Source organism: Bradyrhizobium sp. SOJA106, assembly GCF_059448745.1.
Map to the genome: position 1 here is coordinate 5459612 of NZ_CM182549.1, position 19077 is coordinate 5478688.

The window sequence follows — 19077 nt, forward strand, 5'->3', positions numbered from 1 at the left end:
ATGATGGATGAATTCGGGCCGCGCCGCAAGCGCCGCTTCAAATTCGGTCTGAAACGTCCTGTGATGACGCATCCGCAGCATCGCTTCGCACGCGCGGCACGGGATCGAACAGCGCGAACAAGAGCAGGCCGGCGAAGAAGCCGCCGATATGCGCCTGCCAGGCGACGCTCGTGGTCTCGGCATCGACGCCGATCGCGCCAACACCGAAGATGATGTTGACGCCGAACCACACCGCGAGGAAGCCGACCACCCGCCCGTCCCGCAAGGCGCGCGACAGCGGCAGCGCCGGAACCTTGGCCGCGGTATCGGCGTCCGATCGGCTGAACGAGAGGAAGCTGCCGCGGACGAAGGCGAAGCGGATGGCCGCGGCCATCGCGCCGGACACCGAGGCCGAGGCGCCGATCATCGGCGCCACCGCATGCTCATGGGTGACGAGATGGGCGAGCGCACCGGCCGCCGCCGTCACCGCCATGAACACGAAAAACCTGACCGCGCCGAAGCGCCGCGCCAGCGCGCTGCCGAACGGCAGCAGCCACAGCACGTTGAAGCCGAGATGGGTCAAGTTGGCGTGCAGCAGCGAATAGGTGACGAAGCTCCAGACCTTGGCGCCGGCCCCGCCCGGAATTTGCAGATTCAGCAGCGAGGCATCGTAGCGCTTGGGGATGAAGCCGAAGACATCGATGGTCCAGTTCTCGAGCTCCGGCGGCAGCAGCACCCGCAGATGGATCACCGCGAGCAGAAGGATATAGGCCGTCAGCGCCACCGGCAGCGTCAGGACCGGCTCGTGCGAAGCTTGCTCGGCAGCGGCCGGCACGGCCGGCTGAGTGTCATGTGGAGAATTTGGCGGGGAATCCAAGGCAGCTTCGCTTTCAGGCGCGATCGGAGCGTTGCGCTTGGAGATAGTCGCGTTTGCCGGCCTTGCGCAAGTGCACAAAAGGAAAAGGCAGGGCCCTGGGAAAGCCCTGCCTGTCCGTGTCGACCTTCCGATACCGGAGGAATGAAGGTGTATCCCCACCCCTCCCCGGCCCGTGGCAAACTGTTTGACGCCTGTGTACAGGCCTCGCCGAGAACCTGGATGAAAGCGGCGAGGCTTGCGACCGCGATGACCATAGCAGGCGAGCGGGCGACGCCAAGCGCATAGTTAACTTAACGTTAACGCCGCAAAGGCCGGCTTAAGAGCGGCGAAAACGCCGCTCCGGCATGGACGCTGCTAGTCCCCTCCTGCACAACAACGAAAGGGATCGCGGGTGCACTGAAGCGGGACAGGTCTGTCCCGCGAGGTGGCGCCCCGGGGTAAGCGTCCAGTCATGAAACATCCGTCGAGCCGCGCATTCTTCGCGTATTGGGACAACAAGCGCGGCGCTGCACGGGCCCCTGACCGGGCCGACATCGATCCGGCCGCCGTCCGCGGCCTGCTCGGCGACATCTTCGTGCTGTCCTGCGACCCCACGCTCGGCTTCCCCTTCCGCGTCGCCGGCACGCGGGTCTGCGCGCTGGCGGGAGCGGATCTCAAGGACGCGAGCTTCGCGGCGCTGTTTGGCGAGGCGAGCCGCGGCGAGATCGAGGAGATCACGACGGTGGTCGCCGACGAGACGCTGGGTGTGATCGCCGGCGTCACCGCCGCGCGCGAGGACGGCAGCAAGGCGCATCTCGAGCTCTTGCTGCTGCCGTTCAACGCCCGTCCCCACACGCCGGTGAGCGTCACCGGCGTGCTCGCGCCGTTCGACGACGAATGCGGCGCGCTTGGCCCCTTCACCCTCACCTCCTGGCGCTATCTGCACCAACCGGAGAAATTGCTGCCGCGCGCCATCCGCAAATTGCAGATCGCCCGCGGGCTGATGGTGTATGAGGGGCTGCGCTAGAAGCAGCCTTCGCGTCTGACGCGCAGCTTTGCCGACGCCGCTGCCGATCTTGGAAAGCCTGATCGCGCTCAGACGCGCCCCGCGTGCGAGCTTGCCAATCCATCAGAGGAACCTTAGCTTTCAGGATGCGTTGGCCATTGCCGTGGCAAGCAACAACGCGGCTCGGTTGGTGAAAATGCGTCTGCCGGGCCTCCGTCGAGGGACGATTCCCGTGATGGAGCACGCGACCAGAGTTGGTAATCGATTGTTAGCTGCGCTACCGCCGGCCGATTTCGCTTTGCTTGCCCCTCATTTGCGAAAAGTACCACTCGAGCACGACCATGTCCTGGTTCGATCAGGCGACAAGGTCGAGCATCTCTGGTTTCCCTGCAGCGGCGCGATCGCCTTCATCATGGAGTTGCCGAACGGACAGACGGCGGCAACGGCCGTGATCGGCAACGACGGTGGCGTCGGGATCATGACGGCGCTCGGCCCGACCCGATCACCCATGACTGCAACCGTCCGCGTGGCCGGAACGGCACTGCAGATCTCGGCCGCGCGATTTCACATTGCGCTCGAGCGCAGCCCCGCCATCGCAAGTTCGGTCCAGCTTCTCACCAGGGCGATGCTGACGCAATTCCAACACGTCGCGGCCTGCAACGCGTTGCATTCCGTCGAAGCGCGCCTCGCCCGCTGGCTGCTGCACATCCACGACCGGACCGATGGTGGCGATATCCTGCCCTTGACGCAGGAGACGCTGTCGGAATTGCTTGGCGTCCGGCGCACCACGGTCACGCACGTGGTGAGCGCGTTGCGCACGTCACGGGCAATCAAATCCAACCGGCGCGGCCAGCTCGAGATCGACAGGCGCCGCCTCGAGGTCATCGCCTGTGAGTGCTACAGGGTGATGAGCCGCAGGATCGATCGGATCGTTTCGCAGGATGCGCCGAGGGTTCTTCACACCGCGCCGGCGCGGATCGGCTGCCTACCGCCCGACCCGCCCTTCGCCGAGACCGACTCGTAGACCCAGGCCTCCCTGGCAAACCATTCGTGCGTCGCTGCGCATATCCGGCAATAGGTGCGGGAAAAGAACACCGCAGTGCACCGAAACCTTTCGCGATCCATCTCGATACCGGTTGGAATGGCGTCTCCGGTTTCCGGGCACTTGATCATCACCATACCCATCCTGATTTCCTCCAGCTTGGCGTCACCTCGGCAGTGAGGGAGGCCGCAATCGGCTGGACGGCGTCTCTTCTTGCGAAGACGCTCGTCCAGCCGATCCGCGCGGCCAACCGCTTCGACTCAAGCAGCCTTACGCAGGACCCGGTTGAAGCTCTGCTTGATCGGCTCGGCCGTTTCGGTCGCGACCTTCTGGGCGAGTTCCCACAGTTCGCGGTTTTGGGCCGAAGTTGCTTCAAGGGTCTTGCGGCTGTGGGCCGTGGAGAGGTCTACGAGATCGGCAAACGACCTCGCATCGACGAGCTGGGAAAGGAAGTCCAGGGTGGAGCTGGTATTGATGTGGGATATTTCGATGAGCTTGATGCCGTAATCAGAGGCACGCTTGGCATTGGTCGAACAGGCGTCGCAGACGGCTGCAGTGATCTCCTCCGAAGTTGCCCTCATCTGCGCAAAGTTTGCCTGGGCCCGCGTGGCGCCCTGCTCGGCGAGACCGCCGAAGATCGTCTGCATGTTGAAGAAGGGTACGTCGAACCGGAACTTTGCGCTTCCGTTGCCCCCCGCGTCTTGCGGCGCGGCATTCGTATCGACTTTCACATTGGCATCACTCACGGGCTTTCATCCTTTCAAGCGAAAACTAGATAACGGATTGAAGACTCCCCGATGGGGTCGCAGTGCATGCCGCACCGGGACACCAGTACTCCGACTTTCAATGCGGTGGATTGCTGCGGATAACCGCCCCCGCCCCCTTTACGACACCAACTATGCCAGACGAAAGTCGTGGGTTCGGTTCGCTTTCGGACTCTCCGCTTGAATTTATTCAGTTCATGCGTCGAAAACGGCGCGACCGCGCTATGCATCTTTGAAGTTGTTGCGATCCGCATGCGCCAACGTGAGATCACCGCAGCAACTCCCCTCGTGAGGCAGACGATCGCGCTTGCGGCATGGCCCTTTTTGCCGGATTTGCGTCGTTCCCGATGCCGCCGCGAGCGGGTAGCTTCCGCGCCGTATGAGGCAACCGCGATCGGGTGACATCATGATTTGGCGCATTCTGGCATGGGGCGCCCTCGGAGGCCTGGCGGCGCTCGCGGCGATCGGCGGAACCTGGTTGCTGCTGCTGCCCGGCGCGCCCGCGCGGGGAGCCGCACCCGCAATATCGAGCGAGGAGACCGAGGCGACGCTTGCCGCGCTGAAACCACCGAAGCGAAAGCGTCCCCTCATCGCCATCAACCTATGCGGCCGACCGCAGGCTCGTCGTTGACCGCGGCGTCGCAACCACGACCGGCATCACCGCGTCCATGCCGATGGCCCTCAATCGAGGCCATCGCCGGCCGCGGCAGGGCCGAGGCGATCGCCCGCGACGCCGGCCTTGCGGCATGGGATGCGCGCCACCGCAGTGACGCCTTCCAGTTTACGGTGCTCTCGCAAAGAAAGGCTACTGCGAGGATGTTTTTCGCTGCGCGCATCGTCTCGGAGAAATAGATTGCGATGATCGAGATGGACACGACGGACCGAGATGAGCAAGCCGCATTGGCGTCCCGCCCGCGCATCGGATCTGCCCGCGATCAGCATGATCGCGGCGCGCATCCATCCTGATCTGCCCGAACGCCCCCAGGTGCTCGCCGAGAAGATGCGGCTCTGTCCCGACGGCTGCCGCGTGCTGATCGCCGGCGATGCGATCGCCGGCTATGGACTCGCGCATCCCTGGACGCAGCACCACATTCCGCCGCTCGATGGCTTGCTGCAAGCATTGCCTGAGGATGCGGACTGCCTTTACCTGCACGATGTCGCCGTGCTGCCCGACTTCCGCGGCGGCGCTGCGCGCGGTTATGTCACGACGATCGAGGCGCTGGCACGCGCCTTGGACCTCACGAGGCTCGCGCTGGTCTCAGTCTATGCCACGCGGCCGCTATGGGAACGGCTCGGCTTTCGCCCCGTCACCGCGGATGAGCAATTGCGCGCCAAGCTCGCATCCTACGGCGAAGCTGCCACCTACATGCTGCGCGACCTCGCTGCGACATAAAGCATCATTGCTGTTCACGCTGAATGGTGCCCGATCAGCCGCGGCGTTTCTTCTTCGCCTTCTTGCCCGGCGCGCCCTTCACCGGCCACGGTGTGACGGACGGCTCGGCGTGCCCGGGCCTGTTCTTGTGCTTCTTTTTCGCTCCGAACGAAGGCGCAGCGTCGAATCGCGGCCCGCGCTCGCCGAGCGCCTTGCCGCGCGGCTTGGACTCCCGTGCGTCGCGCGGGCGATCGCCCTGACCTGCACGATGATCGCCGTCGTCCTTCTCGCGCCGCGGCGCGTATGACCGCTCCTCCGAAGGCGCCTGCCGCTGCGGCACATCGGCCATCGGCTCGATGCGGATGCTGTCTTCCTTGTCCGGACGCTTGATCTTCGCGGTGAAGGCGTCTGCGACCCGCTCGGAGATCTCGAACTCGGTGGTGGTGTCCATGATCTTGATGGCGCCGATGTCGCGCTTGTCGATGCCGCCGCGGCGGCAGATCATCGGCAGCAGCCAGCGCGCCTCAGCATTCTTGCGCCGCCCGATGGCGGCGCGGAACCACACGCTGCCCTCGGCCATGCCGTGTTTCGAAGACGATTTGCCGGACTTCGATCGCGGCTTGGCGCGATCCTCGCCACCTTCAAACCTGTCGCGCCCGCGATCCGGCCGGCCGCTGCGCTCGCCGGGATCGATGATGTCCTCCGGGGACGGCAGCCGCGCGCGATAAAGCCGCGCCAGCGCGGCTGCGATATCCTCGGCCGACCGCTCGGCGAGCAGCGCCTGCGCCAGCGCGAGATCGTCGGCGGTCGTCTCCTCGGTAAACAGCACGTCCTTCATGCGTTCGTGATCGAGCTTGCGGATCTCCTCCGCCTGCGGCGCCGTGCCCCAGGCTGCATCGATGCCGGAGAGGTTGAGCAGCAGCTCCGCGCGCCGCCGCCGCGCGGGCGGCACCAAGAGGACGCTGGTCCCCTTGCGGCCCGCGCGACCGGTGCGGCCCGAGCGATGCTGCATGACCTCGGCGTCGTTGGGCAGGTCGGCGTGAATGACGAGGTCGAGACTCGGCAAATCGATGCCGCGGGCGGCAACGTCGGTCGCAACGCAGACGCGGGCGCGTCCGTCGCGCAGCGACTGCAGCGCCAGCGTGCGCTCGTTCTGCGTCAATTCGCCCGACAGCGCGACCACGGCGAAGCCGCGCTCCAGCAGCGCCGCCTGCAAATGCCTGACGGCATCGCGCGTGCTGCAAAACACCAGCGCGCTCGGCGCCTCGAAGAAACGCAGCACGTTGACGACCGCGTGCTCGACATCGCCCGGCGCGATCCGGATCGCGCGGTACTCGATGTCGGCGTGACCGCCTGCGTCGCCGGCGACCTCGATCCGGAAGGCGTCGCGCTGATACTGCCGCGCCAGCGCGACGATGCCACGCGGAAAGGTTGCCGAGAACAGCAGCGTCCGGCGCGTCTCCGGCGTGGTCTCGAGGATGAACTCCATGTCCTCGCGAAAGCCGAGATTGAGCATCTCGTCAGCCTCGTCGAGCACGACCGCGGTGAGTTCGGAGATGTCGAGCCGGCCGCGGCGGAGGTGGTCGCACAAACGGCCGGGCGTGCCGACGACGATGTGCGCGCCGGCGGCCAGCTCGCGCTGCTCGCGGCGCGGATCCATGCCGCCGACGCAGGAGACGACGCGCCCGCCGGCATGTCCATATAGCCAGGCCAGCTCGCGCTGGACCTGAAGCGCGAGCTCGCGGGTCGGCGCCACGATCAAAGCGAGCGGTGCGGCTGCAGGTGCGAACTGCTCGGCATCATCGAGCAGATTTTTGGCAATCGCCAATCCATAGGCGACCGTCTTGCCGGAGCCCGTCTGGGCCGAGACCAGAAGATCGCGGCCGGCGGCTTCGTGCGCGAGCACCGCGAGCTGGACTGGGGTCAGTGAATCATAGTTCCGCTCGGCCAAAGCGCGGGCGAGCGGCGGGGTCAGGGCCGGAAGAGACACGAGATAGGAAACCTTGGTTGATTCAGGCGCGGAATGGTGAACCGGCGGACCTGAGCTGGCGTGCGCGGCAATCGGCCCGGCCACACGCTGGCGATGTGATTGAGGGCTCTTTACGCCAAGCGCCGGGAAATCACCATGCCTGTGATGCATGGCTTTTCGACAAGAGCCGCGCCTGAAGGTTGCAGCGAACTTTTGCGGCCACCTTGATTAACCTGAAGCCGATCGGCTCCCAAGGGGACGACCGCGTGACGTCTTCCATCAAACGCGCCTGCGGCGATTGCACGCTTTGCTCTTGCGCGATCACACCGTGACGCTCGGGCCGGGTGAGCTCTACGTCGTGCCAAAAGGTGTCGAGCATCGCCCGGTGGCGCGCGAGGAGGTTCATCTGGTGCTGATCGAGCCGGCCGGCACGCCGAACACGGGCGACAAGGCAACCGCCGCAGCGCGCAAGCTGGCCTGAAGCGCTTCAATCCCTGGAGGTCACCAGCCTGTTGAAGCTGCCGACCAGCCTTGCCCGTGTCCGCACCACATAGTCCTTTGCCGCGCGGCTCAGGGCGCGGATCATGCGCCAGGCCTCGGTCGCTTGCAGCCATGCCCTCACCTCGGCGAACTTCCCATACGTCCAGGCGAACGCCGGAATCCGCATCAGCTTGTCGCGGGTAAGATGAAACAGACGCTCGACCAGCACGAGCTTGAGCAGCTCGCCGATGATGAAAGTCACAGCGCCGCTCACGATCTGGCCGGTCGCCGCGAGGTAAGCCGCCACCGGCTTGATCGGTTCCAGGATGATCACTGGCACCGAGAACAAGGCCAGCGACGGGTAAGGCGGCAGCGATTTGATCCACTCCCGCAACCGCCTGAATTCGAGATGCCGCCCGATCCAGCGCGCGATCGGCCTCGCCACGGCGATGAAGACCGCATCCACCAGGAAGTAGATGGCGGCCAGGATGTAAGTGACGGGTTTCAGGATTCGCTTCACGAGACCTCTCCCGTGAAGTGAAAGCCGGAACTTGGGCCTAAGTTTCACCTCGGAATGGATAAGTCGGGGATATTCGCATGGAACTTTTGGGGCTCCCGCTCAGATCTCCGCATAGATTTCCAGCAGATTGCCGTCGGGATCGCGAAAGAACAGCGTGCGGTGGCCGAAGGATTGATCGGTGGGCGGCGACAGCAGCGCCACGCCCAGGCGCACGAGCTCGTCGGCGCATTGATCGACCTCGGCCGCGGACACCTTGAAGGCCAGTTGCAGCGAGGCCGTCCCCGCCGGCACCGGCGCATCGGACGCCGTGCGGCTCGGCCTCGCCAGAGCCAGCGTGTTGCTACCGATCCCGTATTCGATCCAGTTCGGCGAGAGCTCGCGCAGCAGGGGGAAGGCCAGGACATCCTGGTAGAAGCGCCGCATCGCCGCCATGTCGCGCACGAAGATGACGGTGTAGTCGATGGCGCGGATGGCATGGAAGGGCGAGCGGGCGTGTGGAGTTGGTTCGGCTGTCTGCTCGTCTGTCATGACGTCTTCATTCCAAATGCCGCAATTTAGCCCGCATGAGCGGAGCGATGTGGGACAACCCGGCCCACATGAACCCCGGATCCGGGCAACGTCTTCACTCCACCAGCTCCAGCCACGGCACGATGGTCGACTTCACCGTCTTCATGGCCATCGCGTCCTTCACCGCCTGCGCAACGCCTTGTTCCGTGAACGGGTAGATCGTCTGCATCTTCAGCCAGGGATATTTGCCTGCCGTGCGGTAGAGCATGTCGACGCCGAGCGGCAAATCGTTGCCGGTAAAACCCCAGGATCCGAGCACGTTGAGGTCTTTGGTGCAGATGCGGTGCCATGAGGTATCGATCGAGCCGGCGTCCGTGAACTGGCCCATCTCGACATAGGTGCCGCCGTCACGCAGCATCTCGATGCCTTCGGGACCGGCGGTCGGATGGCCCGAGCAGTCCATCACGAGATCGGCGCCGAAGCCGCCGACGATCTCGCGCACACGCGCAATGCGCTCCTGCGGCGATTGGACCTCGATGTTCACCGTCGCCTCCGCGCCGAACTCGCGCGCGAGCTTGAGCCGCGGCGCCTCCGGCGCACCGACGCAGATGACGCGCCCTGCCCCCATCTCCCTGGCGGCCGCGACGGCCAGAATGCCGATCGGGCCCGAGCCCTGGATCACCACCGTGTCGCCCCAGGAAAAGCCACCAGCACGGGTCGCGCGATTGAAGGCGCGGATGCAGGACGTCAGCGGCTCGGACAGCGCGCCGAGCCGCAGCGACATGTCGTCGGGCAGCTTGTAGATCTTGGTGCCCGGCAGCATGTCGAGATCGACATAGACATACTCCGCCCAACCGCCCCACAGGTGCGGCGCCTTGTCGAAGCCGAGATAGCGGCCGTAATAGACCGGCGTCAGGCATTTGTTGGCGGTCTGCGGATAATGGAGACAATAATAGCATCGCCCGCAGGGCATCAGCGGCGGGATCATCACCTTCGATCCGACTGCAAGCGGCTTGCTCATGAAGTCCTCGGTGAACTCGCCGCCGCATTCGACTATGACACCGCCGAGCTCGTGGCCCAGCGTGAACGGCCAGGGCAGCGGCTTCGGCCAGTGACCTTTCAGGATATGCAGATCGGTGCCGCAGACGCCGCAGGCGCCGACCTTGATCAGCGCGGCCTTCTTGCCGAGCTTTGGCCAGGGCACGGTCTTGATCACGGGCTCGCTGCCGGGGCCTGCGTGGGTGCAGACGCGGATCTGGTCCATGGCGAATTCCTCGCTGCCCGTCTATTATGACTATGGTGCGGGCTGACGCGAAGCGTATGTGAGATGCGCCTGGATGCCAAGGTGCGGCAGCCTCCATGAGCGAAGCGACATGCTGGGCCGGCTGTTTCCGGATATGGCTGCGCTCATCCGGGGCTACGATCGGATGGTGCCGATGCTGCGCGACTACCGTGAGACAGACGCGAAGCGATCGTACGCGTCGCGCTCGCCGCATTCGCGGAGTTCGAGCCGCATTTTTCCGACTGGCCGCTGTTCAACGCCAATGTCGCGAAGATGCCGGGGCTTGCCCGGACTGGCGAGATCATCGTCGCCGAAGATGGCGGACGCATCGTCGGTGCCGTCGCCTATATCGGTCCGAAAGCGACGAAGCCTGCGTTCTTCGATCCGGCGTGGCCGGTCATCCGCATGCTCGTGGTCGATCCCGCCGCGCGCGGCAAGGGCGTCGGCCGGCAATTGACGGAAGAGTGCCTGCGCCGCGCCGAGCGCGACCAGGCGGGCGTCATCGCCCTGCATACGACCCCGATCATGACGGTCGCGCTGCCGATGTATCTGCGCATGGGATTCGTGAAGGCCGGCGAGGCCCGGATATTCTGGGAGTGCCGTATGCGGTTTATGTGAAGGCGCTGGCCGCGTAGCTTGCGACCACAACCACCGCCGTCATCTTGAGGTGCGCGCTCTTGCGCGCCTCGAAGGATGGGCTGCTAGCGCCTGTGGCTCATCCTTCGAGGCTTCTCCTTGCGTGCGAATGCATCGCAAGGTTCGCACCTCAGGATGACGACGGAGTGTGTGGCAACTGTGCATGGCAGATGCGCAAGCACGTCCAAGTGCCTTGAGCACTCACCTGCCAGCGTGTATGGCCGGATGAAATCCCATCCAGGTGCCCCCTTGAATCCCCTGCCCCATTCTCCCGTGGTCGCGTCCGGATCGTTCGCGGCGATGAAGTCCGTGCGGTACCGGCTCCAGTTCATCGCCTATGTGCTGGCAATGATGGCCGACAATATCGAGCATGTGATCAGCTATTGGGTGGTGTTCCAGAAATTGCACTCGCCGACATTGGGCGGCTTTGCCGTGCTGTCGCACTGGCTGCCGTTCCTGCTGTTCTCGGTCGCGGTCGGCGGGCTCGCCGACCGGTTCGATCCGCGCCGGATCATCCAGTGCGGCATGCTGCTGTTCATCGCGGCCTCCGCCGGCTGGGGCTTCTTCTTCCTCACCGACACGATCCAGATGTGGCACGCGATGCTGCTGCTGGTGATCCATGGCTGCGCCGGGGTCCTTTGGCAAACACCGAACCAGTTGCTGCTCTACGACCTCGTCGGCCCCGCCGATCTGCCGAGCGCGGTGCGGCTCAATGCGATGGCGCGCTATCTCGGCATCCTGGTCGGGCCTGCGGTCGGCGGCATCATCATGCTGACGCTCGGTACCTCGCACGGCATCATCTTCAACACGCTGTTCTACCTGCCGATGCTGCTCTGGCTGTTCTGGGCGCCGGTCCGCGACAGCAGCGTGGCGGTGCGGCGCTTCGCCGTCCGCGGCCTCGCCGACATTATGCTGACCATCCGCGCCATCGGCACCGAGCCGGTGCTGACGGCGATGACCTGGCTTGCCGGCCTCACCTCATTCATGATCGGCAATGCCTATCACGCCCAGATGCCGGGCTTTGCCGGCGATCTCGGCCATGGCGATCCCGGCGTCTCCTACAGCGTACTGCTCGCGGCGGACGCCGCCGGCGCGCTGCTCGCCGGCATCGCGCTGGAGTCCTGGGGGCGCCTGAAGGGCACGCCGCGCACCGCGATCATGCTCGCGATGCTCTGGAGCGCCGCACTGCTCGGTTTCGCCGCGATGCGGATCTATCCGGTCGCGATCGTGCTGCTGTTCTTTGCCGGCTTCTTCGAATTGTCGTTCAACACCATGGCGCAGGCGCTGGTGCAACTGAACGCGCCGCACGACATCCGCGGCCGCGTCGTCGGGCTCTACAACATGGCCGGACTCGGGATGCGGGCGTTCAGCGGCATCACCGTCGGCGTGTTCGGCGCTGCGATCGGCATCCACTGGTCGCTCGGCCTCTCGGCCGCGGTGCTGCTGGCGGTGCTGCGCCTGCTCTATGGGCGCGCGGCGAGGAAGGCGGCCGGTTGACTCCCGCCCCTTCCCACCGCACGCTCGGCGGAGGGACACGGGGAGACGAGGCGTTGCGCAATCGCTGGGGCATTCTTGCGATCCTGTTCCTGGTTCGCCTCACCATCGCGTTCCAATTCCAGAGCGTGGCCGCGGTCGCGCCGCTGCTGCAACAAAGCTTTGGCGTTGGCATCGCCGACATCGGCATCCTGATCGGGCTCTATTTCACACCCGGCATCGTCCTGGCACTGCCGGGCGGCGCGATTGGCCGGGCGCTCGGCGACAAACCCACGACGATCGCCGCGCTGGTGCTGATGACGGCGGGCAGCCTCGTCATGGCCTCAACCGACATCTGGGGCTGGCAGTTGGCGGGCCGGCTCGCCTCCGGCGCCGGCGGCGTGCTGCTGACCGTGCAGCTCACCAAGATGGCCACCGACTGGTTCACGGGAAAGGAGATCGCGACCGCCATGGCGATCTTCGTCAATTCCTGGCCGGCCGGCGTTGGGATCTCGCTGCTGCTATTGCCGGCGCTGGGCACTGGCTATGGCGCGGGCAGCGTATTCCTTGCCGCGGCCGCCCTGACCGCGATCGGCATTGTCCTGATCGCATTCTATCAGCCGCCGCCAGGAGCAACGGCCGGCCCGGCCGGCTCGGGCCGGCTCGATCCCCTGGCGCTGCTGGCGGTGATCGTCGCGGGCGCGATCTGGGGTCTCTATAATGTCGGCTTCGCCATGATCTTCTCGTTCGGCCCGTCCCTCCTCGTCGAGCGCGGCTGGAGCATCGCCGCGGCGGGCTCGGCGATCAGCGTGGTGATGTGGCTGTCGGTGATCTCGGTGCCTACAGGTGGCTATCTGGCCGACCGCTTCAAGCGACCCTTTACACTGGCGATCGCGGCAAGCCTCATGGTGGCCCTGCTGCTGGCTTGGCTGCCGAGGTCGGAGGCCGTCATCACCATCCTCGTTTTGATCGGCCTGATCGGCGGCCATCCGGCCGGCCCGATCATGAGCCTCGCCGCCCGCGTGCTCGCCCCGGAGACCAGGGCGATCGGGATGGGCGTGTTCTACACTCTGTTCTATGCCGCGATGATGCTGGGACCGGCCATTGCGGGCCGGCTCGCCAAATCGGCCGGCACCGCCGCGGTCGCGCTCGACCTCGGCGCGCTGACGGTCTTGGCCTGCCCGCCTTTGATGTGGCTTTTCGAGCGCATTGTGTCTGTCCGCCATCGCCGCGCGATCCTAACGCGGCATTAACCCTATGCACCTTAGGGTCGTGCCGGACTCCGCCAGGCGGGGGGTCGGGTAGTGAAAATGGCGTTGGCGAACAAAAAATTTCTTCCGGCCGCCGAGGAACGTCGGCGTTTCCAGCGGGTGAAGGTTCACCTGCTCGGCCGCTACATGCTGCCGGACCGCCGTGAATTCCCCTGCCAGGTGATCAACATGTCGCCGGGCGGCCTGGCGCTGCTCGCGCCCGGCATCGGCAATGTCGGCGACCGCGTGGTCGCCTATCTCGACCATATCGGCCGCGTCGAAGGCAAGATCACCCGCATCATCGACAATGGCTTTGCCATGACGATCGGCGCGACGCCGCGAAAGCGCGACAAGCTTGCGGCGCAGCTGACCTGGCTCGCCAACCGCGACATCCTCAATTTGCCCGAGGACCGCCGCCACGACCGTATCGTGCCGCGCAACCCAATCGCGGTGCTGACGCTCGAGGACGGCACCAAGATGACCTGCCGCATCATCGACCTGTCTTTGTCCGGTGCTGCCATTGCGGCGGAGAACCGGCCACCGCTGAGATCGACGGTTTTCCTCGGCCGGGTCCAGGGCCGTGTGGTCCGCAACCTCGAAGACGGCTTCGCGCTGGAGTTCATGCACGAGCAACCGGCCGAGACACTCGAAGAGAGCGTTACCGCGCGGTAAAGCGCGAGCGCAGCAAAACCACTGTTTTTCCAGCCCAAGAGGCGGCCTCCGCGATGCGGACGCCGCCTTTTTCGTGCGCCGTGACCGGGTTAACGCCGGCGCGCGGGCGCGCGGAAACGGTAGTTCCGTCAGCGTTTCCGCGTTAACCGCTAAAATTTGAATCAATTGCAATATTCTCAAACTTTATTCGAAATCGATTCAAGTATAGATCAAATTCGCCCGCAGTTTTACTTGCATTCATCTCGACTTGACTTGGTCGACTTAGCGGCAACTCAAAAGCTCCATGCGAAATGTGGTTCCAACAAGAAACGGGGGCCACGATGTTCGACTTCAGGGGACAGGGGAAAGGGCTGGCGGTCGCCGCCATGCTCTTCGGGATCAACGCGGCAGCGCAGGCCGGCGAAGGCCGTCTGCTCTACGCGAGCCTCGGCGACACCACGCGTGCGCCGATCGGCTGGGTCGAGTTCTGTGCGGATAATGCCGCGCAGTGCCAGGGCGGGCCGACGCAGCCGCGCGATATCGTGATGTCGCAGACGGCATGGCGCGACCTCGTCAAGGTCAATCGCTGGGTCAACGAGACCGTGAAGCCTTTGACCGACCAGGAGCACTGGGGCGTGATCGAAAAGTGGTCGCTGCCAACGGACGGCTACGGCGACTGTGAAGACTACGTGCTGTTGAAGCGCAAGATGCTGATGGATGCCGGATGGCCGCGCGAGGCCCTGCTCATCACCGTCGTGCGCGACAAGAAGGGCGAAGGCCACGCGGTGCTGACGGTGAAGACCGACAAGGGCGAGTTCGTTCTCGACAACCAGAACGAGAACGTAGTCGCCTGGACGGAGACCGGCTACCGCTTCGTCAAACGCCAGTCGCAGAGCGATCCCAACGTCTGGGTCTCGCTGGGCGATACCAGGCCGGCGGTCTCCACCGCCAGCGCACGAGATTAGGAACGAGACAACGAGTTACGCGACCCGGTCACATCCCCACCCCTCCCCGTCCCAGACCGGTTCGCGCGCGCCCAGCCATCCCCCAATGGCTGGGCGCATCTTTTCTTGGGATGCGATCAGTCCTGCGATGCCCACGGCACGCGCGCGGCAGTGAAATCGCGCCACGTGCTTTGCAAGGTGGGCTGCACGCCGACCGAGGCGCGCGCCTGCCAGCCGGCGATCGCGGCAGCCGCTATGGCACCCTCGGGGGAGTCGCCACCGAGCCCTTCGAGCAGCGAGGCCGTGACCGCCATGTCGTTGAAGGCGCCGAGCTCCTCCTGCAGGCCGGCGAGCCGGCGCGAGTAGCGTCTTGCGGATTTGCGATCGGCAAACAGCGGCAGCAGGAACTCGCTGAGATAGCGCAGACGCTTGGCCGCGAGCCGCACCCGGTGCACCTGCTCGGCCGACAGCGACTTGAAGCGTCGGCCGCGCCTCAGCACCTTGGCGTGCTGCTCCGACAGGATGCGCTGCGCGAAATTGACCGCGGGCCCGGCGAGCTGGCCGAGATCTTCGGCGGCGACGTCGTTGCGCCAGCCCCGCGTCTCGATCCAGCCGCCGAGGCCGATCAGGAACAGCGCGCAGCGGCGATCGCCGAGCGCGCGATGCGCCTTGCGATAGGCCTCGGACTGGCGCCTGGCCGCGGCCCGCCCCAGCGTTTCGAAACCCGCGACCGCCGGGCAAGCCGCCGCGATCGTCGGCAAGGTGTCGAGCTGGAACACGTCCCAGTCGCGCGCGGCGGACAGGTTCTGCGCCAGCCATTTGGACTCCGAGCGCAGCACATCGAGATTGCTGAGCGCGCCGACCGATCGCATCAGATCGAGCGCCGAGCGAAGCCGCCGCAGCGAGACGCGGAGCTGATGCACGCCTTCCGGATTGCGGCCATCCTCGGCCGCCGGCAGCGATTGCAGCAAATGGTGGAAGCAGGAGCGCAGGATGGTCTCGAAGGCCTCGTCGAGCGTCACCGCCGGGTCGAGCTGAAGCTTGCGCGGCCGGCGTGCCGACGGCGGCCTGCCGGCGGCAAGGTCGAAGCCGCGCGCCGACTTGCTCCGGATCGACGGCTTCACAGCCCCGTGCTCCGCAAGACGCAGTGCGATCTCGTAGATCGTGCTGGCGCTGCCGCTCTTGAGTTCAAGCTCGATCTCGCTCACCGGCAGCGATCGCTCGCCGGCGATCAGCTCGCCCTGGTCGAAGGCGATCTCGACCGTACCGGACGGCAGGTCGATGATCCGTGCGTGGCGATGGATGTCGGCCGCGAAGACGGCTTCGAGCGGCTGCGTCTCGAGCTGTCCGCGGAGCTTCTCCGGAATGAAGGGCATCGCCAGAGCGAGATCCGGCGCGAGCGAGGGAACGCTCGCCTCCCATTCGCCGCGGCGCAGCGGATCGTCCGCAGCGTCGGTCTTCACGGTCTGCACGAAACGCGCGCCGTTCTGGCGCACGCGCAGGCTGAGGCCGCTCTTCCGAAGCGCGCGCTCAGACGTGTCGTAGTAGACCGATTTGAGATGCTTGCGCGTCCCCTTGTTGCGCGCGTTGCTCGCGATGATCGGCGCGGCATTGAAATGCGCCATGCGCTCTGCATCGACGAGAAGCTTGAGCTCGATCTCGCCCGCGGCGCGCGCGGCGACAGTCGATTGGGCTGGTTCCGGCGCGGGCGGCGCATCCAGCGGCGGCGTCTGATCACTCACGGCGCCCTCGACGGTCTCTGAATCCGCGCCCCGCTCGGCCGGATCAATCTGGCCGTGGAAGCCGGCGACGACTAGCGTTCTCTTGTTGTCCTTTGGAACAGGATTCCCGTCCGGCGCGCCCGGAGTCTTGCGGGCCGGCGTTGCGTCTGACTTTAGCATTTTACGATGACATGACAGTTCGATGACAGAACGTCAGCATATAGCGGGTGCCGTGCGCGAGGAATAGTAACGTTACGCTGCAGCGCATGATCGTCCACACGACGTTCAGGACTCAAAAATCAGGCAAAGCTTGTCACAATCGGCTTGACGCCCACGAATTAAATTGCCGTGCGACCCGGCAAGTGATCGAATTGATGGCGAATCTCGTCACTCTCGAAAGCGAGATGAACGCGTCAGCGAGCTTGACTCAATGCTAGCCGAGAAATTCTTCCTGGTTCTGGAGACGCTTAGAAGTCACGCATCCGATGACCGGCCCGAAATTGTGACAAGCCCTGCGAGGCCGCCTGCAATCCCGGAGATTGCGTCGGCCTCGCCGCGCAAGAAGCCGGCACCCGACGATCGCAACTAGAAGCGCTCCAATGTCGCAAGGCCGCGATGCGCCATGCGCGTCAATGTGCAAGACTGTTCTTGTAGATCCGGCCGCCCTTCATGATCACGACAAAATTCTTCGCGGGATCTTCGACGAGCGCGATGCTGTCGAGCGGATTGCCGTCGACGAGCAGGAGATCGGCGAGTGCGCCCTCCTCCACCACGCCGAGCTTGCCGGGATAAGGATTGCGCAGGCCCGAGAGGCTCAACAATTCCGCATTGGCCGACGTCGCCATGGCCAATGCTTCAGCCGGCGTGTACCAGCGCGTCAGTGCAGCGAGCATTGAGCCCTGCTTCTCCGCCAATGCCTGTGAGAACAGGACGTCGGTGCCGAACGCGGTCTTGATCTTGTACTTCTTCGCCAGCGCGTAGACGCGGTCGGTGCCGGCGACCACCTGCCGCATCTTGTCCTGCTCCGCCGGCCCGAGCGCCGCGGCACCGGACAGGTCGAGGAACGGCTGCGTGCTGAGCCAGATGCCCTTCTCTGCGATCAGTTTTGCACTCGCCTCGTCCATGAGATGACCGTGCTCGATGCATCTCACGCCGGCCGCGATCGAGCGCTGGATCGCGGCCGGCGTGTAGGCGTGCGTCGCAACGTAGGTGCCCCAATTGTCGGCGGCTTCGAACGCCGCGCGCAGCTCGGGCTCGGTGAAGGTCGAGACGTCGAGCGGGCTGAATGGCGAGGCGACGCCGCCGCCCGCCGTGAGCTTGACCTGCGAGGCGCCCTGCATCAGTTGCTCGCGCGCGCGCACGCGCACCTCGTCCGGACTGTCCGCAACCATGCTGGCGCCGATCATCTCCATGCGGCTCAGCATGCCGCCGATCGTGCGCGGCAGATCGGAGAGCTGCCGGAAGTCGCCGTGTCCGCTGGTGATGGTGATCACGGCACCGGACGGATAGATGCGCGGGCCGGCGACCAGGTCTTCGTCGATGGCCTGCTTCAGGCCGAAGCTCGGTCCGCCCATGTCGCGTATCGTGGTGAAGCCGCGCATCAGCGTTGCAGTTGCCTCGCTGGCAGCGAGCAGATTGTTGTAGCCGATATCGCCTGCGAGCGCGGCCATCGGCGTCGGGCGCACCAGCATCGCGTGCCAATGCGCATCGATCAGCCCCGGCATCAGCACGCGCCCGCCGCCGTCGATCACCTGCCCAGTGGCCGCGATGTCCGCGGTCGCGATCTTCTCGATCGTCCCGTTTTTGACGAGGACATTGGACGCGGCGGAAAGCGCGGCGTTCTTTCCGTCAAAAATCCTGATGTTGCGGAACAGGACGGCGGAATTGTCTTGAGCCGTTGCGGGCAGCACGCTGCAAGCAATCGCCGCCAGCAGGACGGCCAGCCTGGCGAGCATACCCAATCCCGGCATGGTCAATCTCCGCGCGTCGACGCCGCTACGCCGTTGCAGCCTTGGGCCGCCACGCCAGAGTCAGCCAGCCGATGCCGTGCGACAATAGGTCGATGCCGAGCAGCATTCCGAGCACCCAGAGCCCGGTCATTGGAAACCCCGTGAGGATGACGAGGCCCGCAAGCACGCCAAACAGACCGGACGCCAGCATGATGCCGCCGCCCTGCTGCCAGCGGCCAAATCCGATCAGGATGCGCACCACACCGGAGATGAAGAGTGCCAGTCCGAGCGCATAGGTCAGCAGCAGCACGCCAGTCAGCGGCTGGCTGACGAGAATGATGCCGAAGGCGATGTAGAGAATCCCGAGCACCACCTGCCAGAGAAACCCGCCCCAGCCCTTGGTCCAGAATGCGTGGAAGATCTCGAAGGCGCCGGTCGCGATCGCCATCCAGCCGATGAAGAGCGCGCTGACCACGGTGAAGAACGCAACGTCGCCCAGCACCATCAGTCCCGCGAACACCATGAAGAGACCCAGCAGGACGCACACCCAGCGGGATGGTTGCGGTAGGCCGGTTGAGCCCATCGGCGTGCTATGGTCGTAAGTCGTCATGACGTCCTCCCTCGATTAACGCCAACGCCAGCCACAATGCCGGCGTCCACGATGCCACCAGCATAC

At 65.2% G+C, this 19077-nt stretch carries 18 protein-coding genes and 2 pseudogenes; 11 read left to right on the forward strand and 9 right to left on the reverse strand.

From position 1 onward, the window contains the following. Positions 1–37: 37 nt before the first annotated feature. Complete coding sequence (locus AC5V87_RS25675; RefSeq protein ID WP_456837797.1) at positions 38–856, reverse strand: rhomboid family intramembrane serine protease; 819 nt, start codon at positions 854–856, stop codon at positions 38–40. Between the two features lie 451 nt (positions 857–1307). Here AC5V87_RS25675 and AC5V87_RS25680 point away from each other — a divergent pair, with 451 nt between their 5' ends. Next, positions 1308–1862 carry a PAS domain-containing protein gene (locus AC5V87_RS25680; protein ID WP_495368082.1) on the forward strand — a complete coding sequence of 185 codons (555 nt, stop codon included), beginning with the start codon at positions 1308–1310 and terminating at the stop codon, positions 1860–1862. Positions 1863–2073: 211 nt separating this feature from the next. Then, positions 2074–2865, forward strand: coding sequence for a Crp/Fnr family transcriptional regulator (locus tag AC5V87_RS25685; protein ID WP_456843306.1), 792 nt, complete (start codon positions 2074–2076; stop codon positions 2863–2865). Positions 2866–3143: 278 nt separating this feature from the next. On the opposite strand, the gene AC5V87_RS25690 is transcribed toward AC5V87_RS25685, so the two are convergent. After that, a complete protein-coding gene (locus tag AC5V87_RS25690; protein ID WP_456837795.1) occupies positions 3144–3629 on the reverse strand; it encodes a phasin in 486 nt (161 codons plus the stop codon). A 424-nt stretch (positions 3630–4053) separates the two neighbouring features. Here AC5V87_RS25690 and AC5V87_RS25695 point away from each other — a divergent pair, with 424 nt between their 5' ends. The 3 genes and pseudogenes from AC5V87_RS25695 to AC5V87_RS25705 all read left to right on the forward strand — a co-directional run bounded on the left by AC5V87_RS25695 (position 4054) and on the right by AC5V87_RS25705 (position 5040). Then, complete coding sequence (locus tag AC5V87_RS25695) at positions 4054–4278, forward strand: hypothetical protein (protein ID WP_456837794.1); 225 nt, start codon at positions 4054–4056, stop codon at positions 4276–4278. After that, positions 4250–4433 (forward strand): annotated as a pseudogene (locus tag AC5V87_RS25700) (DJ-1/PfpI family protein); the annotation flags it as partial. The gene AC5V87_RS25695 and the pseudogene AC5V87_RS25700, both read left to right, overlap by 29 nt. Positions 4434–4533: 100 nt before the next feature. Next, positions 4534–5040: a GNAT family N-acetyltransferase gene (locus AC5V87_RS25705; protein WP_456837793.1), complete on the forward strand. Its 507-nt coding sequence runs from the start codon at positions 4534–4536 to the stop codon at positions 5038–5040. A gap of 34 nt (positions 5041–5074) precedes the next feature. On the opposite strand, the gene AC5V87_RS25710 is transcribed toward AC5V87_RS25705, so the two are convergent. Continuing rightward, entirely contained in the window at positions 5075–7009 is a 1935-nt protein-coding gene (locus AC5V87_RS25710; protein ID WP_456837792.1) for a DEAD/DEAH box helicase, read from the reverse strand. Positions 7010–7301: 292 nt separating this feature from the next. Here AC5V87_RS25710 and AC5V87_RS25715 point away from each other — a divergent pair. Further along, positions 7302–7469 (forward strand): annotated as a pseudogene (locus tag AC5V87_RS25715) (cupin domain-containing protein); the annotation flags it as partial. Between the two features lie 6 nt (positions 7470–7475). Here the strand turns inward: AC5V87_RS25715 and AC5V87_RS25720 are convergent. From AC5V87_RS25720 to AC5V87_RS25730, 3 genes are all read right to left on the reverse strand, one after another. Further along, the gene (locus tag AC5V87_RS25720; protein ID WP_456837791.1) at positions 7476–7988 is read right to left on the reverse strand and encodes a hypothetical protein; all 513 of its coding nucleotides are present in this window, start codon (positions 7986–7988) and stop codon (positions 7476–7478) included. A 99-nt stretch (positions 7989–8087) separates the two neighbouring features. Continuing rightward, a complete protein-coding gene (locus AC5V87_RS25725; protein WP_456837790.1) occupies positions 8088–8516 on the reverse strand; it encodes a VOC family protein in 429 nt (142 codons plus the stop codon). 94 nt (positions 8517–8610) lie between these two features. Beyond that, complete coding sequence (locus AC5V87_RS25730) at positions 8611–9759, reverse strand: zinc-binding dehydrogenase (protein WP_495368083.1); 1149 nt, start codon at positions 9757–9759, stop codon at positions 8611–8613. Between the two features lie 267 nt (positions 9760–10026). Between AC5V87_RS25730 and AC5V87_RS25735 the strand changes: the two genes are divergently transcribed. The 5 genes from AC5V87_RS25735 to AC5V87_RS25755 all read left to right on the forward strand — a co-directional run bounded on the left by AC5V87_RS25735 (position 10027) and on the right by AC5V87_RS25755 (position 14752). Next, entirely contained in the window at positions 10027–10395 is a 369-nt protein-coding gene (locus AC5V87_RS25735) for a GNAT family N-acetyltransferase (protein ID WP_495371941.1), read from the forward strand. Positions 10396–10713: 318 nt separating this feature from the next. Further along, on the forward strand, positions 10714–11910 hold the full coding sequence (locus AC5V87_RS25740) for an MFS transporter (RefSeq protein WP_495368084.1): 1197 nt from the start codon (positions 10714–10716) through the stop codon (positions 11908–11910). A gap of 53 nt (positions 11911–11963) precedes the next feature. After that, positions 11964–13139 (forward strand): MFS transporter, encoded by a 1176-nt coding sequence (locus AC5V87_RS25745; RefSeq protein WP_456837787.1) that lies wholly within the window; start codon positions 11964–11966, stop codon positions 13137–13139. 57 nt (positions 13140–13196) lie between these two features. Continuing rightward, positions 13197–13808, forward strand: coding sequence for a PilZ domain-containing protein (locus tag AC5V87_RS25750; protein WP_456837786.1), 612 nt, complete (start codon positions 13197–13199; stop codon positions 13806–13808). A gap of 320 nt (positions 13809–14128) precedes the next feature. Continuing rightward, positions 14129–14752 (forward strand): transglutaminase-like cysteine peptidase, encoded by a 624-nt coding sequence (locus AC5V87_RS25755; RefSeq protein WP_495368085.1) that lies wholly within the window; start codon positions 14129–14131, stop codon positions 14750–14752. 116 nt (positions 14753–14868) lie between these two features. Here the strand turns inward: AC5V87_RS25755 and AC5V87_RS25760 are convergent, their stop codons facing one another. The 3 genes from AC5V87_RS25760 to AC5V87_RS25770 form a co-directional block, all read right to left on the reverse strand. Continuing rightward, the gene (locus AC5V87_RS25760) at positions 14869–16632 is read right to left on the reverse strand and encodes a CYTH and CHAD domain-containing protein (protein ID WP_495368086.1); all 1764 of its coding nucleotides are present in this window, start codon (positions 16630–16632) and stop codon (positions 14869–14871) included. A 449-nt stretch (positions 16633–17081) separates the two neighbouring features. Further along, positions 17082–18422: a metal-dependent hydrolase family protein gene (locus AC5V87_RS25765; protein WP_495368087.1), complete on the reverse strand. Its 1341-nt coding sequence runs from the start codon at positions 18420–18422 to the stop codon at positions 17082–17084. A gap of 25 nt (positions 18423–18447) precedes the next feature. Continuing rightward, on the reverse strand, positions 18448–19011 hold the full coding sequence (locus AC5V87_RS25770; RefSeq protein ID WP_495368088.1) for an HdeD family acid-resistance protein: 564 nt from the start codon (positions 19009–19011) through the stop codon (positions 18448–18450). Positions 19012–19077: the final 66 nt, after the last annotated feature.

What these genes read in the sequence shown, in the direction of transcription:
- AC5V87_RS25680 (WP_495368082.1), top strand. Translation starts at nt 1,308, where the DNA reads ATGAAACATCCGTCGAGCCGCGCATTCTTCGCGTATTGGGACAACAAG.
- AC5V87_RS25695 (WP_456837794.1), top strand. Translation starts at nt 4,054, where the DNA reads ATGATTTGGCGCATTCTGGCATGGGGCGCCCTCGGAGGCCTGGCGGCG.
- AC5V87_RS25705 (WP_456837793.1), top strand. Translation starts at nt 4,534, where the DNA reads ATGAGCAAGCCGCATTGGCGTCCCGCCCGCGCATCGGATCTGCCCGCG.
- AC5V87_RS25725 (WP_456837790.1), bottom strand. Translation starts at nt 8,516, where the DNA reads ATGACAGACGAGCAGACAGCCGAACCAACTCCACACGCCCGCTCGCCC.
- AC5V87_RS25730 (WP_495368083.1), bottom strand. Translation starts at nt 9,759, where the DNA reads ATGGACCAGATCCGCGTCTGCACCCACGCAGGCCCCGGCAGCGAGCCC.
- AC5V87_RS25740 (WP_495368084.1), top strand. Translation starts at nt 10,714, where the DNA reads ATGAAGTCCGTGCGGTACCGGCTCCAGTTCATCGCCTATGTGCTGGCA.
- AC5V87_RS25750 (WP_456837786.1), top strand. Translation starts at nt 13,197, where the DNA reads ATGGCGTTGGCGAACAAAAAATTTCTTCCGGCCGCCGAGGAACGTCGG.
- AC5V87_RS25755 (WP_495368085.1), top strand. Translation starts at nt 14,129, where the DNA reads ATGTTCGACTTCAGGGGACAGGGGAAAGGGCTGGCGGTCGCCGCCATG.
- AC5V87_RS25760 (WP_495368086.1), bottom strand. Translation starts at nt 16,632, where the DNA reads ATGCTAAAGTCAGACGCAACGCCGGCCCGCAAGACTCCGGGCGCGCCG.
- AC5V87_RS25765 (WP_495368087.1), bottom strand. Translation starts at nt 18,422, where the DNA reads ATGCCGGGATTGGGTATGCTCGCCAGGCTGGCCGTCCTGCTGGCGGCG.
- AC5V87_RS25770 (WP_495368088.1), bottom strand. Translation starts at nt 19,011, where the DNA reads ATGACGACTTACGACCATAGCACGCCGATGGGCTCAACCGGCCTACCG.